We start from the raw sequence: 15899 nt of genomic DNA on the forward strand, positions 1-15899 counted from the left end.
TGTACCCGCCAGAGGTTTAGACTTAGGTCTAATATTGTTAGGATGCCATCGCTCTGGTCGGCGCCATGTTTCCTCGGCGCATACATCCTCCGCAACTAGAGCATCCCCATGCCTCCGAACAAGACTCCCGCCCCTTCCGGGGCCTCGGCGCTGTCGCGCCTGGGCGACCCCATCGTGCTGCTGCTCACGGTCGGCTTCATCGTGGCCTTCGTCGGCCTGTCGCTCTACGACATCGACCTGGTGGCCGACAGCATCAGCATCGGCTTCGCCTGGACGGCAGCCACACTCGGCACCTACTTCCAGCTCCTGCTGCTGCTGACCTTCCTGATCGCCATCGGCGTGGCCATCTCGCCGGCGGCCGGCGCCCGGGTCGGCAACCTCACGAGCCCGCAGATCGGCACCTTCAAGTGGCTGTCGATGATCATGTGCACCCTGCTGGCCGGTGGCGGCGTGTTCTTCGCCGCGGGCGAGCCGGTCTACCACTTCGTGGTGACCCCGCCGGCCTTCGACACCGAGGCGGGCACCGCCGAGGCCGTGGCCGGCGCCCTGGCCCAGTCGTTCATGCACTGGGGCTTCCTGGCCTGGGCGGTGCTGGGCTCGCTCAGCGCCATCGTGCTGGCCCATGCCCACTACGTGAAGGGCCAGCCGCTGCAGCCGCGCACCCTGCTCTACCCGGTGTTCGGCGAACGCGTCATGAAGGGTGCGCTGGGCAGCCTGGTCGATGCCTGCTGCGTGATCGCGGTGGTCGCGGGCACCGTCGGCCCGATCGGCTTTCTCGCCACCCAGGTGAGCTTCGGCCTGCATGAGCTGTTCGGCGTCAGCGAGGGCTACGCCACCCAGCTCGGCATCCTGGTGCTGCTGGCGGGGGTATACGTCACCTCGGCGATGACCGGCATCCACAAGGGCATCCAGATCCTGTCGCGCTTCAACGTCTTCCTGGCGCTGGCCATCGCCGCGGTGATCCTGGTGGCCGGCCCCACCCTGTTCCTGGTCAACGCCTTCAGCCAGGGCTTCGGCGAGTACCTGTCATCGTTCTTCAGCATGGCCACCATGAGCGCCGAGACCGCGCCGGCCTGGTGGATGCAGTGGTGGACGGTGTTCTTCTTCGCCTGGTTCATCGGCTATGCGCCGCTGATGGCGATCTTCGTGGCACGCATCTCCCGCGGGCGCACCATCCGCGAGATGATCCTGGCCGTGGCAGTGATGGCCCCGGTGGCCACCGCGATCTGGTTCACCCTGCTGGGCGGCTCCGGCATCCACTACCAGCTGACCGAGGCGATCGACCTCAGCGAGGCGCTGAACAACTTCCAGTTCGACGTGGCGACCCTCACCGTGGCCCAGGCGCTGCCGGGTGGCCCCCTGATGGCGCTGGCCATCCTGCTGCTGACCAGCATCTTCGTGGCCACCACCGGCGACTCCATGAGCTACGCCATCGCCGTGGTGTGCGCCGGCCACGACGCGCCAAGCCCTCTGGTGCGCGCCTTCTGGGGCATCACCATGGCGCTGATGGCCGGCATCCTGCTCTATATGGGCGCAGGGCAGATCGGCGCACTGCAGCAGTTCATCGTGATCACCGCGATTCCGGTCTCACTGGTGCTGTTGCCCTCGCTGTGGGCCGGCCCCCGGGCCGCCTATGCCATGGCGCGGGAGCAGGGCATCCTCGCCCCCGGCGCAGCGGCCGCCGCCCGGGCCGACTGAGCCGCACGCCAGTTGCCACAATGCCTGGAGGCGGCACCCGGTCGGGTGCCGCCTTCCCTGTCTCTGTGGCCTATGGTGTCTCCAGCCCCAGCCGGCGGTGCCACTCGGCGATACTCTCCTCGGGATAGCCGGCGAAGCACCTGTCATTCTCCCTCGCCTCGACCTCGACCCAGCCGGACTTGCTGTCGAGCAGCAGGTGGACCCGCTCAGGGGGGATCGGCAGCTCGCTGTCGATGGCCGAGGCGAAGGGATGGACCAGCTCGGGCCAATGGGGATCGAAGACCCATAGTGCGCTGGCGCAGTGGCGGCAGAAATGACGCTCGCCGGCACTCTGCTTGCCGTCGATCACGGCATGATAGACGCCCTTGTGCTCGCCACCTTCTACCTCGAGGGTCTCGGCGCGTGCGCTCAGGTTGATGGCATAGCCGCCGCCACCCGCGGTCTTGCGACAGATCGAGCAGTAGCACCGCTGGTAGGGATACGGGTGCGGCGAGACCACCGAGAAGCGTACCGCGCCGCAGTGGCAGGAGCCTTCGAGTCGCATGTTCGTTCCTCCGGGGTGCAACAATGGCCTTGAGAAGTCTAGTCCTCACAGCACCTCAGGTAGGTCAGCACGTGTGCCCTATCTCGCCGGCAGGAAGCGGTGCCATTCGGTCGAGCTTCCGGCGACGGGCACCACAAACACGACACCAACCGCGGAAGCACTCACCCGCACCACCATTGCACCGTCATCCGTCTTGCGGAAGCGATAGGCCATGGACTCGAAGCCACTTGCTTGTTCCGCCATCCAACGCGAGGTTTCCAGCAGCAACCAGCCATCCTCGCAGCGATAATGCTCCTGACGCAGCAGGAGGCGCGGTTCGACGGAAGCCTGCTCGTCGAGCAATTCGATCCTGAGCGCCACGTCTGCTTCACCCGTGATCCGCACACGATTCTCGCGCGCCGCAGCGGCGGTGTCTGCAAAGAAATAGCTGGAAAGATGAGGCGGGGAATACTGAGGTGAGCCACCCTTCGGCACTGCTCGCTCTCCCGCGTTCTGATACACGCCCGCAACAGAGGGGCAGCTATCGCCCTCGGCTGCAGAGAGGCCACCCCATTCCACAGGATAGACGCCGTGTGACGAACAACCCGGCATAACGACCGCGGCTACAAGAGCCAGAAACCATGCCGTGCTGGCTGATCGACTCATAGGCGATTCCCCTCGGGAAAAGTGTGAGCAAGGCGCGAGGCGATGCCCTGCCCCTACCCCCCCTTCCCCTCACCGGTTACCGCCAGAGCGGCATCCAAGACATCCGCCGTCGGCCCCTTCATAGCCCCGGGCCTTGCTTGTCGGGACCCGGGTCAGGCGCCTTTTGCCCCACCTGCGCCTGGCTGAACTGCTGGTGGGTGCCGTCGCAGTAAGGCGCATTGCTGGTCTGCTTGCACTGGCACAGGAAGGCCTCGCCATCCTGCTCGGCCTCGAACACCTTGGGGCCGAAGCCCGTGCCCTTGTGGGAGCCGTCGCAGAAGGGCTGCGTCTGCGAGTGGCCGCATGCGCAGAAGGCATACTTCTTGCCCTTCTGCAGCGTGACCGCCTTGGGTTGGTTGTCAGCGATGACCGGCTGGCTCATGGTGGCCTCCTGGGGTCGGGGTGGATGTTGCGAGTCTGGATGAGCCCCGGTGGCCTTGGCAATCAGCACCGGGCCCTTGGCGCCAACGGCATGTCGGCTGAGGCGGGCGCAAGGCGAGCCCCTCGCCCGCCCTATCCGGCTCGGCTAGACTGGAAGGCTTTCCGCCCCAGAGACCCGCCATGCAAGCCACCCTCGAGCAGCGCGCCCTCAAGCTCTCCATTCTCGTGACCCTGGGGGTCTCCAGCCTCGGGGTCACCTTCGGCCTGCTGGCCGGCTCGCAGTCGATCCTCTTCGACGGCGTCTTCTCCACCATCGACGCCGCCATGTCGGGGCTGGCGCTGCTGGTGGCCCGACTCGCCGTGCGCGAGGCCAGCGAGCGCTTCCAGCACGGCTACTGGCACCTGGAGCCGCTGGTCGCTGCGCTCAACGGCAGCATCCTGATGCTGCTCTGCTTCTATGCCTTTCTCACCGCCCTGCTCGACCTGCGCGAGGGCGGCCGCGAGCTCGCCTTCGACCTGGCGATCGGCTACGCGGTGGTGGTGGCCATCGTCTGCTTCGCCATGACCGCCTACCAGCGGCGCATCAACCGCATCGCGGACTCCGAGTTCGTGCGCATCGACATGCAGGGCTGGCTGATGGCGGCGCTGATCACCACCTCGCTGCTGCTGGCCTTCATCATCGCCCGCTTCCTGCAAGGCACCGCCTGGGCACACCTCACCCCCTACGTGGACTCGGTGCTGCTGATGGTGCTGACGGCCAGCTTCATGCCGGTACCCATCGGCATCGTGCGCCGCGCCATGAAGGAGGTGCTGCTGATCGCGCCGAGCGGGATCGACCGCGAGGTGCATGCGGCCATGGCGCCGGTGATGGCGCGCGAGGGGCTACTGCACTACTACAGCCACGTGGCCAAGGCCGGCCGTGGCCACTACATCGAGATCCATATCGTCACCACGCCCGAGTACGGGCAGGGCCAGGGCATCGCCGTGCTCGACGAGATCCGCGAGCAGATCAGCGCCGGGCTGAGCCCGCCGCCGGAGCGGCGCTGGTTCACCGTGGCCTTCACCGCCGACGAGCGCTGGGCCTGAGCAGGCTAGCCGGCATTCGCGCGCGACCTCTCCTCACTCCTCCCGGGAGACCCACTGCCCCGCCCGCTGTGCGGCGCGCCCCTCGGCCTCCAGCTTGAGCAGGTGGGCCAGTGCCGAGCGTGCCGCCACTCCCAGCTTCTCCTCCGGTACGTCGTCGTAGGCGTGGCGTGTCAGCGTCTCCAGGCTCACCGGGGCGTGGCGCGCCAGGGCCCGGCGCACCTTGTGCTCCCGGGCCAGGCGGTGGGTGACCAGGAAGTCGATAGCGGCGTGGGCCTCACCGATCAGGAAGCCGTGGCCCGGGGCGATGGTGTCGAAGGGCTCCTCCCCCAGGGCATTCAGGGCTTCCAGGTAGGCGGCCATGTCGCCGTCCGGCGGGTTGATCACCACCGTGGAGCCCTGCATCACCTGGTCGCCGGCGAACAGCAGTCGCGCGGGCTCCAGCAGGTAGCAGAGATGGTTGGAGGCGTGACCCGGCGTATGCAGCACCTTGAGCGAACCCGCGGGCGTTTCGAGGCGCTCGCCGTGGCGAGGCCGGTGGTCGGGCACGAAGCCGGCGTCCTGGCTGGCCCCGGGCGGCGGCGGCAGGCCCACCAGCCGGGCGCTGGTGCGCGCCTTGAGCCAGGCCGCTCCCGGCGAGTGGTCGATATGGGTGTGGGTCACCAGCACCCGGGAGAGCCGCCCGCCGGCCAGTGCCAGCAGCCGCTCCAGGTGGGCCGGCTCCGCAGGGCCGGGGTCGATCACCAGATGGTCATCGCCGTCGCCCAGCAGGTAGCTGTTGGTACCGGGGCCGGTCATCGCGCCTGAGTTGGGGGCGGTGACCCGGATCACCCCCGGCGCCAGTTCGACCGCCCGGCCGGGCTCGATCTCGGCGCTGGCCATGCCCCGGCGCTGCGGGTCCAGGCGGCGCACCTCCGCATAGGCCGGGGCATCCGGCTCCACCTGCCAGGCGGCGCCGCCCTTGCGGGCTGGCCAGGGGCGGCTGGGACGCGGCGTCGGCGGGTTGGCATGGGCGTAACGCAGCAGCGCCTCGGCGGTCGCAAAGTCGGCGAGCAGGCGCAGGGTGCGCAGGGTGGGATAGCCCAGCGCGAGCCGGCCCCGGCGGTGATCCGCCAGCACATCGGCGGGCGTGCGCCAGGCGTGGGCGATGGTCTCGCTGCCGTCGTGCGCCGCCTGCTGCCCCGGCGGCGCCAGGGCCACGAAGAAGCGCGTATCGAAGCGTCGCGGCGCGCCCCGGGGCGTGACCCAGTGGCCCAGGTAGGCCAGCCGATCGAGGGGCAGCACCAGCCCGTGGTGTTCGCACAGTTCGCGGAAGTCGACCTCGCCGCGGCACAGTGCTTCACGGCCTGCGCTCAGGACAGGATGATCGCCAGGCAACGCACGGCCCCGATCGTCCAGCGCCGGCAGCAGGCCCGCCTCCTCGAGGCATTCGCGCAGTGCCGCGATCATGTAGTCGGCCCCGCCCTCATCGAGGCTCAGGGTCTGGCTGATGGCGGCGTCGCCACGGCCCGAGGCGCAGGCCCGCACGTCCGGGTCCTGGGGGTCCACGGCACCGCCGGGGAAGACGAAGTAGCCGGGCAGGAAGGCCGCCTGCCAGGTGCGCTGCAGCACCAGGACCTCGAGCCCCCGGTCGCTGTCGCGCACCAGGGCGAGGGTCGCGGCGGGACGAATCTCGGTCATGCGCGCTCCCGCCATCAGCGCGGCCTGACCACGGCCAGGGTCATCGTGGCCTTGGCCACCAGGGTGGCGCCCTCCTCGCCACCATACACCTCCGACTCGGCGACGATCAGGGTGCGGCCGGGCTTGAGCACCCGCCCCACGCAGCGCAGTTCAGGCCCGCGGGCCGAGCGCAGCAGGTTGATCTTGAACTCGGCGGTGAGCACGATCGCCCCGGCCGGGATCAGGGTGGCACCGGCGGCCCCGGCGGTGTGGTCCGCCATGGTGGCCAGCACGCCGGCATGCACGAAGCCATCCTGCTGCTGGTGGTCCTCGCGCACCGCCAGGCGCGTCACGCAAAGGCCCGGGGCGATCTCCTCGGCCTCGATGCCGAGCGAGCGGATGAAGGGCGCCGCCTGGAAGATGCGCTCCACCTCGGTCCGATAGTCGGGGTTGGCCGGCGGGAAGTCGGGGGCCCGGGTCATGGGACGGCTCCTTGTGGTGATTGTCTCAGCCATCAGCAATACCATGCCGGACACGCCCGGCCCATTGGTCGATGGCAGGGGGCGTGGAGGGACCGACTGGACATCCCGGGGTACCTGAACGACGCTTCACGAGACCCTGCCCACGCCGCCCCGAGAACGCCAGCATGCCGCAATACCACAACGATGCCACCCTGCCCCTGCCGCTCTTCCCCGGCAGCCATATGGTGATCGACGACGCCTACGTCTTCCTCTCGGGGCTGACCGCCGAGGATATCCAGGGCGGCGAGACGGTGATCGGCGACATGGCCGAGGAGACCCGCCTGGTAATGCGCAGCCTCCAGCGCATGCTGGCCACCGCCGGCTGCGACATGGAGGACGTGGTGCGGGTCGACGTGCACATCACCGACCTCGACCTGATCCGCGACATGGACGCCGCCTACGCCGAATTCTTCGACGCCCACCGCTACCCGGCACGCACCTGCACCCAGTCGCCCCGCCTCTACGGCGGCGCCCACGTGGAGATCACCGTGATGGCGCGACGCCCCGCCGGCAGCAAGGAGACCCCGGCCTCGGAGGCGGAGCCGTCAGGCAACTGAAGAGCGGCTCGGGAGTCACTGCAGCGTCAGGCGCAGGCCGCGAAAACGCCGACGATACGCCCGCGGGGTGAGCCCCACGCGCCGACCGAACAGGCGCCGAAAGAAGCTCGGGTCGGCATAGCCGACCTGCTCGGCCACCGCCTCAATGGGCTCGTCGCCGCTCTCCAGGATCTGCTTGGCCTCCTCGAGGCGCAGGGTGTGCACATAGTCCATGGGCGTCATGCCGGTAGCGGCCTTGAAGCGACGCTTGAAGGAGCGCTCGGTCAGCCCGCTGCGGCGGACCATGCCGGCCACCGGCGAGTGGGCATCGTAGTGCTGGGCGACCCATACCTGGGCCTCGCTGATCAGCGCGTCCTCCACCTGTCGGGCGGCGGTCAGGGCCGCATAGGGCTGCTGGCCCTCGTGGTGCCAGTCGATCAGGAAGATCCGCGACAGGTGCATCGCCTCGTCCACCCCCACCAGCCGCGCCACCAGGAACAGCGCCAGGTCGATCCAGGTGGTGCCTCCGCCGGCCATGATCAGGCGGCCCCCCTCGCCGCTGACCACCAGGGCGCGATGGGCATGCACGCACACCTCCGGATGCTGACGGGCCAGGGCATCGCAGTAGGCCCAGTGGGTGGTGGCATCCTGCCCGGCGAGCAGCCCCGTCTCGGCGAGCAGCAGCGAGCCGGTGCAGGCCGCAGCCAGCAGGGCCCCGCGTCCGTGGCAGGCCAGTAGCCAGGCCAGTTCCGGGTCGTAGTGCCCTTCCAGCCTGGCGCCGGGCACCACCAGCAGGTCGGGAATGCAGATGGCCGTCGGCGCCCGACAGTCGGCCAGCGCTCCGTCCGGCTCGATCCAGGCCCCGTTGCGGGTGCGAAAGCCCCGCCCGTCGCGGGAGACGATCAGCGGGTACAGCAACGACACCCCGGGGCGCCCGTGCATCAGCAGCTCCCAGTCGCGGCCGGCCGACCCGAAGAGGTCGAACATGCCATAGAGGGTGGAGGCGGTGGTCTCGGGCACCGCCAGGATGGCGACCTGAGTGGCGGATTCAATCGTCATGGCAGAAAACACCCCTTTGCGGCGCAATCCCCTTTCGTTGCGATGCCGTTCCCGCCGTAGGGTTCTCCTGTACGCCAACAACAATCCCTAAGAATAATCCCTAAACATCAGGAGAACCCTCATGTGCAACGTCCATTCCCTTCCTGCGACCGAGGCCGACAGCAGCGCCTTCGAGGCCCGGCTGGTCAATGCCCTCAACGAGAGCGGGCTGATGCTGCTTACCGCCATCGGCCACCGCACCGGCCTCTTCGCGGCCCTGACCGGCCAGCCGCCCCTCACCAGCCAGCAGCTGGCGGAGCGCGCCGGGCTCGACGAGCGCTACGTCCGCGAATGGCTCGGCGGCCTGGTCGCCGGCGGCGTGATCGCCACCGACCCGGCCGACGGCACCTATCGCCTCCCCGATGCCCACGCCGAGCTGCTCACCGACCAGGGAGCGGCCAACCTCGCCGTCTATGCTCAGTTTATCTCGCTGTTGGGCAGTGTGGAGGACGACGTGGTCCGCTGCTTCCGCGAGGGAGGTGGTGTGCCCTACTCACGCTATCCGCGCTTCCAGGAGGTGATGGCCAGCGACAGCGGCCAGACGGTGCTGCCGGCGCTGTTCGACGCCATCCTGCCCCTGGCGCCGGGGCTCATCGAGCGGCTCGAGTCGGGCATCCGGGTGCTGGACTGCGCCTGCGGCCGCGGCCGCGCCTTGCTGGCCATGGCCGAGCGCTTCCCGGCCAGCCGCTTCGTCGGCTACGACCTCTCCGGAGAGGCCATCGCCTGGGCACGGGAACAGGCCCGGGCGGCCGGGCTCGATAACCTCAACTTCGAGGTGCGTGACCTGAGCGACTTCGACGTCAGCGCCGAGCCCAACGCCTTCGAGCTGGTGACCACCTTCGACGGCATCCACGACCAGGCCCGGCCGAGAAGCCTGCTCAAGGGCATCCACCGCAGCCTGGCGCCTGACGGCGTCTACCTGGTCCAGGACATCCATGCCTCGAGTCACCACCACCTGGACCAGGATCACCCGCTGGGGACGATGCTCTATGCCGTCTCGGTCAGCCACTGCATGACGGTCTCACTGGCCCAGGGTGGCGAGGGGCTCGGCACCATGTGGGGCCGCGAACGGGCGCTGGCCTACCTGGAGGAGGCGGGCTTCCGGGACATCCGGGTCCATCAGCTGGAGCACGACATCCAGAACGACTACTTCGTCTGTCGGCCCTGACGGGGCGCCGCGACGAGCGGCAGAAACAGGCCCGCCCGGCAATCGCCGGACGGGCCTGGTCATTCGGCTGAAGGCTCGCCCCCGGGAGATGGCGGCTCATCGACCTCCTGCACCGTGGCTGGCCGCCGGATCCGACGCTTGGCCGGGGTATCGCCCCGGGCGATGTCGTGGTGGCTGAGCACCACCACCTCCCTGGGCCACCACTCGGGATGGTGGTCGCGGATGAAGGCCAGCAGCTTCTCCCGGACCTTCGCCTCCGCTTCCCAGGCACCTACGGCCTCGGGGCCCATCAGATAGAAGGAGACCTCCTGGGTGGCCTCATGCTGGCCGGTGACGAAACAAGCCAGTTTATGGTGATCGATGACCTGCTCCTCGGCCATCGCGAACTCCTTGAACTTCTCCCTCAAGGTGGCCACATCGGCGCTGAGATGAAGCCTAAGCACGATGGTCCGGTAGAGCTTGGCATGCTTCGCGGAAAGGTTCTCGTAGGGCTTCGAGACGAAGTACTTCACCGGTACGATCAGGCGCCGCTCGTCCCAGGTCCTCAGGCGGATGAAGGTATAGTAGATGGCTTCCACGTAACTCCACTGGTCCTCGAAGACCACCAGGTCGCCGATGCGGATCGCCTTGGTCAGGGAGACCTGGAAGGAGGCCAGGATGTTGCCGAGCACGGCCTGGCCTGCGACCCCCACCAGCACCGTCAAGACACTGGCCGACGCCAGCAGTGTCATTCCGATCGTCTCGAAGAAACTGACCTGAGCGATGACGTAGATCACCACGACCAGCACGGTGACCAGGATCACGGCACGACGCAGCGCATAGAGGGTGGTCAGCAGCTTGCGCTCGTCGCGGTGCCGGGTGTCGTCGATCTCGCCCACCAGCAGGCGCGTCATCCTGATCAGCAGGGTATCCACGAGCCGCACCGCGATCAGGCCGATGCCCCACGCCATGATGATGATCAGCACCACCCCGAGGGTGGCGGTGACCATGCCCGAGAAGGAGACCACGTAGTCGAGCAGCCACTGTGCCAGCAGCGCCATGGCGATGAAGGCCAGGGGCAGCCGGATCATCTGCGAAAAGACGCTGGCAAGCCCCGCGGGCAGGCTGCGGGTCAGCAGGCCCATCAGGGCATGGGTGAACCATCCCACCGCCCCGGTGATGACCAGGAAGATCGGGATGGCGAGCCACTCCCATAGCTCCAGCTTGCCGATGGAGGTATGCAAGCGCTCGGGGAGATGGCTCTCCAGCCAGGAGGGACCATATTCCTCGTAGAGCTTGGGGATCGCGGTGATCGTCTCCGGGGCGATCAACCAGACGGGATCCTGCTCGCCCGCCCGGTAGCGGGCCACGCGCACCTCATAGCTCTGCCCGTCGGCTTCGAGGGTGGCCAGCTTGAGGTTTCGGCGGGTCTGGCCGGCGCGGGAGCTCTGGCCCGAGCCATCCTCGACCATGGCATCCTGACGCGCGGAAAGGTCGGAGATGTCGAGCCATTCGCCCCGCTGGAGGACTTCGGCGAGCTGCCTGGCCAGCACGGCGCCTCGCGCGGCCTGTTCATCGGGGGTCAGGTCGAACAGGTTGAGGAGATGCGCCGCAGCCGCATAGTCTTCCTGGTCGGTCAATTCCAGGAAGCTGCGTACCGCGTCCCGCGGCGTCTGGCGATTGACCTCCTCGGGCGGCTGGCCGAGGCCGGCATTCAGCGAGTCGACGCTGAACCAGCGGCTTTCCTCCCCGTCCTCCTCCTGGGCATGCCCCAGGCAGGAGACGGCCAGCAACACCAGCAGCAGGAACCCTACGAGTGGGGTCTTCATACGCGTCCTTCCCGGGTTGTCGGAAATTCCCTTTTCCGGCTGTCGTTACCCTTCCTGGCGGGTCTCCAGCTGGCCATGCCAGGGCCGCATGGCCAGGATCTCGTCGAACCACTGCAGCGGCTCGGGCTCGATGGCCTCCTCCGGCAGTGGTGCCAGCGCGACCAGCTGCCAGCTGCTGGCCTCCAGCGATTCGCGCAGCCGGCCATAGTCCACCGGGATGTTGGCCGCGGCCTTGTTCGCCTGCAGCTGGCCGAGCGCCTCCAGCAGGTCGTCCATGCCGTTCTCCTGCTCCTCGAGAGGCTCAAAGGACTGCACGTAGAGACGCTCACCCTCCTGGCCCACCTTCACCGGCATGTCGATGATGTTGACCCGCTCGCCGACCTCGATGCGCGAGAAGAGCGCCTCGATGGTCTCCGGCATCATGCGGATGCAGCCGCGGCTGGCGCGCATGCCGATGCCGTCCGGGCGGTTGGTGCCGTGGATCAGGTAGCCCGGGATGTCGAGCATGATGGCGTGCTGGCCCAGCGGATTGTCCGGCCCGGGCGGCACCACCTCGGGCGGCGGTTCACCGTTCTCCCTGGCCTCCTGGCGGACCGATTCGGGCGGGTACCAGGCCGGATCCTTGAGCTTCATGGTGGTCTCGGTCACGCCCAGCGGCGTGTTGAAGCCCTCCCGGCCGATGCCGATGGGATAGGTCTCCACCCGGGGCGTCTCGCCCTCGGCGGTATCCGGGTAGTAGTAGAGGCGCAGCTCGGCCACGTTGATCACCACGCCCTCGCGCTTTGCCGGCGGCAGGATGTAGCGTGCCGGAATCACCACCTCGGTGCCCGGGTCGGGCGCCCAGAGGCTGACCTCCGGGTTGGCGTTGCGGATCTCCTCGTAGCCGACATTGTGCTCGCGGGCGATGTCGAGCAGGGTCTGCCCCTTGCTCGTCTCGACGGTATAGACCTCGCCGACCATGTTGCCTGCCTCGGGCAGCGGGTAGTGGCCACGAGGCCACTCCTCTTCGGCCAGGGCAACCGCCGGCAGGAGCAGGAAGAGGGACAGGACCAGGGGACGGCAGCGCCTGGCCAGGGGAGAGATCACGGAAGGGGTCATGGTGTGCATGGCCTCGGGGATGTCATCGGGGAAAGGGACTCTTTGTGAACAGTGTTTCATGGCACCTTCGCCACGGCAACTGGGAGCGAGGCAGGCCCGCCATCCGCATGCCACAAGAGGAGCACCTGCTAACCGGTGCTAGCGCAGCACGCGCCCGACGTCGCGCAGGACGCGTTCGGCCGACACCTCATGAGCGCGCCTTGATCCAGCGAGTCAGGGCGATCCAGGCCGCGGTAGCCGGCACCAATGCCAGGCCGATGCCCAGCACCTGAGGATAGCTGTAGACCTGCCAGGCCTCGAGCAGCAGGCGGAAGACCCCGAAGATCACCACGATATGGAAGATGAAGGCCGCCAGGGCATCCGAGCCGACGACCGTGACCGGGCGCAACCAGGCCGCGGCTCGCGCGCCCCCCGCCAGGCAGAGGGCGAGCACCAGCAGCGCCCCGCCCAGACTGAAGAGCATGAAGGCGAGCCCCGGCGGGTGCTTGCCGGTGTTGCGGGCGACCGCCATCAGCGCCGCGTCGAGGCCGGGCAACGAAAGCGCCACGAACCCCAGCAGCAGCGCCGTACCCACCGCGGCCAGGGCCGGCACCAGGCGACGGCGCAATGCGCCGCGCTCTTGGCAGCGCAGCACTCCCTCACCGATCAGCAGGCCGAGCATCACCAGCGGCAGCCGCGAAAGCTGCCCCCAGGTGTAGTGGTCGTCGTCCTCGACGAGGATCGCCTTGAGCGGCTCGATGCCCCAGAAGGCGACATGGCGTTCCAGCCAGCCGGCCAGCAGCGCCACGGCCAGCGGGGCGGCCAGCCGCGACCAGAGCGGCATCCTGCGCCACAGCGGCAGCACCCAGGGCAGCCACAGCAGGGCGATGGCATAGAAGCCCAGTATCTCCACCCAGATGGGGAAGCGCTGATAGACCAGGGTGTCGAGGATGTCCTGGGGACCGTAGAGCGGCAGCATCTCGACGACGGTCAGCACCTTGTACCAAAATAGTACCTCGACCCCACGCAGCATCAGCTTCAGGCGTCGCCTGGACCAGTCGGGCGCGTTGGTCTTCGGCAGGAAGGCCACCGCCAGGGCGATGCCGAACACCGTGATAAACAGCGACGAGGAGAGCTTGGTGAGCAGGTGGATCGGCACCATCCCCCACTCCGGCACCTGGCCGATGCCCAGCAGCCCGCTCACCGCGTGGCTGACGATCATCAGGGCGATGGCCACACCCCGCGCGAGGTCGATCGCCTCGACGCGTCCCTGGCCGCCCGGAAGTGAGGGGCGCTCCCCCAGCCGCTCCTGGATCGCCCGCCACCTTCCGCTGCCTGCCGCCGGCATCAACCGCCCTCCAGCCGCTCGATGCTCTCCAGCGTCAGCCGCCGTCCCTCGCGGGGGGAGTAACGAAAGTGACCCTCGACCCGCACGGCCTCGCCCAGATGGAGAGCAACCCGCTCATGGGGGAAGATCTCGACCCGGTTGAGGTCCTCATCCTCGATCCAGTAGTGCAGCGGGTCCTCGAAGTGGCGCACCACGCCGCGGGTGGCGACCCGGCTGTCGTCATGGACGGCGGGATTATTGGCCAGCACCGGCAGGGGCACCTCGCTGGCCGGCGCCTCTCCGCCACAGCCCGTGAGCAGCAGCCCGGCGATCAGCGTCACCGCCAGGCAAGCGGCGCTTCTGCGCAACGCTCCCATCATGCCTCCCCCGCTGGTCGATGGTCGTCCGACATGGACGACACCGGCGCCAGTATCGCCCAGGCGCCGCGGCCCCGTCATCGCCAGGGGTATCTCGCCCGGGTGCTTTTCGCCCACCCGGCCTCGGGGTAGGCTGGGCGGGTCCCCCTCCACCGAGAGTCGCCGATGTCGCGATCCCGCTCCTTCCGCTCACGTTCCCTATGCCTCGGGGCCGCCCTGGCCTGGCTGGCCCCGCTCGCCGCTCTGGCCGATGGCTGCCCCGCTCCCGGCCAGTGGCGGGTCGCCGGGGGCGAGACGCTGACCACCGCCGGGCTGATGGCGGAGCTCGCCGGGAGCGACGTGGTGCTGCTCGGCGAGCAGCATGACCGCCTCGACCACCACCGCTGGCAGCTTCACACCCTGGCCGCCCTGCATGCCCATCGCCCGGCGATGGTGATCGGCCTGGAGATGTTGCCCCGCGAGGCCCAGCCGGCGCTGGATGCCTGGGTGGCCGGCGAGCTCGACGAGGCGGCCTTCCTCGAGCAGAGCGACTGGCACCGGGCCTGGGGCTTCGACCCCGACCTCTACCTGCCGATCCTCCACTTCGCGCGCATGCAGCGAATTCCGCTGCTGGCGCTCAACGTCACCCCCGAACTGCGCGGCCGGCTGGCCAGCGAGGGCTGGGCGGCGGTCCCCGAGCAGGAGCGCTTCGGCATCACGCAACCGGCCCCGGCCCCGCCCGCCTACCGGGCGTCGCTGGAGGCGATCTACGCCGAGCATGCCAACCGCAACGACGACCCGGCGGACCTCGAGCGCTTCATCGCGGCCCAGCTGGTCTGGGACCGCGCCATGGCCACCGCCCTGGTGGAGGCCGCCGCGGAGGGTCCGCTGGTGGCGGGGTTGATGGGCGAGGGCCACCTGGCCGACGGCGACGGCGTGCCCTACCAGCTCGACGACCTGGGCCTGGGCAACCATCGCAGCCTGCTGCCCTGGGCACCGGGCCCCGACTGCCAGCCACCCGCGGCGTTGGCCGATGCCTTCTATGCGCTGGGCGACGAGTCCACCTTCCAGCCCCCCGAGCCGCCGCGCCTGGGCGTGCTGATCGGCGAGCACGCGGACGGCGTGCTGGTCCAGGGCATCGCCCCCGGCAGCGTGGCCGAGGCAGCCGGCCTCGCCGAGGGCGATGTGATCGTCACCGCCGCCGGCCTTCCCATGGCGCGGCCCGCCGATCTCACCGCGGTGATCGGCCGCCAGGCCCCCGGCACCCTGCTGCCGCTGGAGATCCGTCGCGACGGCGAGCGCCGGGAGCTGCTGGCGCGCTTCCCGCCCGCCGCGAGCTGAGCGCCGGGCACGGCGGGGCGCTGGCCTCGCTTGAGCGTCTCGCCGTCGGTCGGGAGCGGCTATGCTGAACGCATGGAGCGCACCATCCACAGAAGGGAGGCAATCATTGTCGTTCCCGGCCCACCGTGGCCGAAGGAGGAAGTGTCATGAGCATGCCCATGACGATACGGGAGTACCTCCGAGCCTGTGATATCGACTTCGAGGAGGTCCCCCACCCGCGCGAAGTGACGACCAGCCGCATCGCCCAACAGGCCCATATCGCCGGCAACCAGCTGGCCAAGGCGGTCATGCTGCACGGCAATGCGGGCTACCGCCTGGCCGTGGTCCCCAGCACCTGCGATGCCGACATCGAGCGGCTCTCGGCGCTCTTCCACGAGAAGGTCGAGCTCGCCTCGGAGGACGAGATCGCCGACTGCTTCAAGGACTGCGACCCCGGCGCCACCACCCCGGTGGGTCAGGCCTACGGCCTGCAGGTCTACATCGATGACCTGCTGCGCCACCAGCCCGACATCTACTTCGAGGCCGGTGACCACGAGACCCTGGTACACATGAGCGGCAGCGAGTTCGACCGACTGATGACCGCCAGCCCGCACGGCCACATCAGCCGCCACCACTGAG

At 68.9% G+C, this 15899-nt stretch carries 16 protein-coding genes; 6 read left to right on the top strand and 10 right to left on the bottom strand.

Translation table 11 applies throughout. The features are described from left to right. The first annotated feature begins 108 nt into the window (after positions 1–108). On the top strand, positions 109–1698 hold the full coding sequence (locus M8009_RS18055) for a BCCT family transporter (protein ID WP_250063740.1): 1590 nt from the start codon (positions 109–111) through the stop codon (positions 1696–1698). A 70-nt stretch (positions 1699–1768) separates the two neighbouring features. Here M8009_RS18055 and M8009_RS18060 read toward each other — a convergent pair whose 3' ends face one another. From M8009_RS18060 to M8009_RS18070, 3 genes are all read right to left on the bottom strand, one after another. Continuing rightward, positions 1769–2242 carry a GFA family protein gene (locus tag M8009_RS18060; RefSeq protein WP_250063742.1) on the bottom strand — a complete coding sequence of 158 codons (474 nt, stop codon included), beginning with the start codon at positions 2240–2242 and terminating at the stop codon, positions 1769–1771. Positions 2243–2320: 78 nt separating this feature from the next. After that, a complete protein-coding gene (locus M8009_RS18065; protein WP_250063744.1) occupies positions 2321–2887 on the bottom strand; it encodes a hypothetical protein in 567 nt (188 codons plus the stop codon). Between the two features lie 118 nt (positions 2888–3005). Further along, the gene (locus M8009_RS18070) at positions 3006–3308 is read right to left on the bottom strand and encodes a CDGSH iron-sulfur domain-containing protein (RefSeq protein ID WP_250063746.1); all 303 of its coding nucleotides are present in this window, start codon (positions 3306–3308) and stop codon (positions 3006–3008) included. Between the two features lie 179 nt (positions 3309–3487). On the opposite strand from M8009_RS18070, the gene M8009_RS18075 reads away from it, so the two are divergent. Continuing rightward, complete coding sequence (locus tag M8009_RS18075; RefSeq protein ID WP_250063748.1) at positions 3488–4393, top strand: cation diffusion facilitator family transporter; 906 nt, start codon at positions 3488–3490, stop codon at positions 4391–4393. Between the two features lie 33 nt (positions 4394–4426). Here M8009_RS18075 and M8009_RS18080 read toward each other — a convergent pair whose 3' ends face one another. After that, on the bottom strand, positions 4427–6070 hold the full coding sequence (locus M8009_RS18080) for an MBL fold metallo-hydrolase (protein WP_250063750.1): 1644 nt from the start codon (positions 6068–6070) through the stop codon (positions 4427–4429). Positions 6071–6084: 14 nt separating this feature from the next. After that, on the bottom strand, positions 6085–6531 hold the full coding sequence (locus M8009_RS18085; RefSeq protein WP_250063752.1) for a PaaI family thioesterase: 447 nt from the start codon (positions 6529–6531) through the stop codon (positions 6085–6087). Between the two features lie 164 nt (positions 6532–6695). Here M8009_RS18085 and M8009_RS18090 point away from each other — a divergent pair, with 164 nt between their 5' ends. Continuing rightward, positions 6696–7127, top strand: a complete 432-nt coding sequence (locus M8009_RS18090; RefSeq protein WP_250063754.1) for a RidA family protein — start codon at positions 6696–6698, stop codon at positions 7125–7127. 15 nt (positions 7128–7142) lie between these two features. On the opposite strand, the gene M8009_RS18095 is transcribed toward M8009_RS18090, so the two are convergent. Then, positions 7143–8165 (bottom strand): GlxA family transcriptional regulator, encoded by a 1023-nt coding sequence (locus tag M8009_RS18095; protein ID WP_250063756.1) that lies wholly within the window; start codon positions 8163–8165, stop codon positions 7143–7145. A 121-nt stretch (positions 8166–8286) separates the two neighbouring features. On the opposite strand from M8009_RS18095, the gene M8009_RS18100 reads away from it, so the two are divergent. Beyond that, complete coding sequence (locus tag M8009_RS18100) at positions 8287–9372, top strand: methyltransferase domain-containing protein (RefSeq protein WP_250063758.1); 1086 nt, start codon at positions 8287–8289, stop codon at positions 9370–9372. A gap of 59 nt (positions 9373–9431) precedes the next feature. On the opposite strand, the gene M8009_RS18105 is transcribed toward M8009_RS18100, so the two are convergent. The 4 genes from M8009_RS18105 to M8009_RS18120 all read right to left on the bottom strand — a co-directional run bounded on the left by M8009_RS18105 (position 9432) and on the right by M8009_RS18120 (position 13964). Next, the gene (locus M8009_RS18105; RefSeq protein ID WP_250063760.1) at positions 9432–11180 is read right to left on the bottom strand and encodes a mechanosensitive ion channel family protein; all 1749 of its coding nucleotides are present in this window, start codon (positions 11178–11180) and stop codon (positions 9432–9434) included. Positions 11181–11225: 45 nt separating this feature from the next. Further along, complete coding sequence (locus M8009_RS18110) at positions 11226–12278, bottom strand: L,D-transpeptidase family protein (RefSeq protein WP_250063762.1); 1053 nt, start codon at positions 12276–12278, stop codon at positions 11226–11228. A 187-nt stretch (positions 12279–12465) separates the two neighbouring features. Continuing rightward, on the bottom strand, positions 12466–13605 hold the full coding sequence (locus M8009_RS18115; RefSeq protein WP_250063764.1) for a heparan-alpha-glucosaminide N-acetyltransferase domain-containing protein: 1140 nt from the start codon (positions 13603–13605) through the stop codon (positions 12466–12468). Further along, positions 13605–13964 (bottom strand): hypothetical protein, encoded by a 360-nt coding sequence (locus tag M8009_RS18120; protein WP_250063766.1) that lies wholly within the window; start codon positions 13962–13964, stop codon positions 13605–13607. Before M8009_RS18120 ends, M8009_RS18115 begins: the two co-directional genes overlap by 1 nt. Positions 13965–14126: 162 nt before the next feature. Between M8009_RS18120 and M8009_RS18125 the strand changes: the two genes are divergently transcribed. After that, positions 14127–15281 carry a ChaN family lipoprotein gene (locus tag M8009_RS18125; RefSeq protein WP_250063768.1) on the top strand — a complete coding sequence of 385 codons (1155 nt, stop codon included), beginning with the start codon at positions 14127–14129 and terminating at the stop codon, positions 15279–15281. 146 nt (positions 15282–15427) lie between these two features. Further along, positions 15428–15898, top strand: coding sequence for an aminoacyl-tRNA deacylase (locus tag M8009_RS18130; RefSeq protein ID WP_250063770.1), 471 nt, complete (start codon positions 15428–15430; stop codon positions 15896–15898). Position 15899: the final 1 nt, after the last annotated feature.

The sequence above is a fragment of the Halomonas gemina genome, from assembly GCF_023554995.1.
Classification (GTDB): domain Bacteria; phylum Pseudomonadota; class Gammaproteobacteria; order Pseudomonadales; family Halomonadaceae; genus Halomonas; species Halomonas gemina.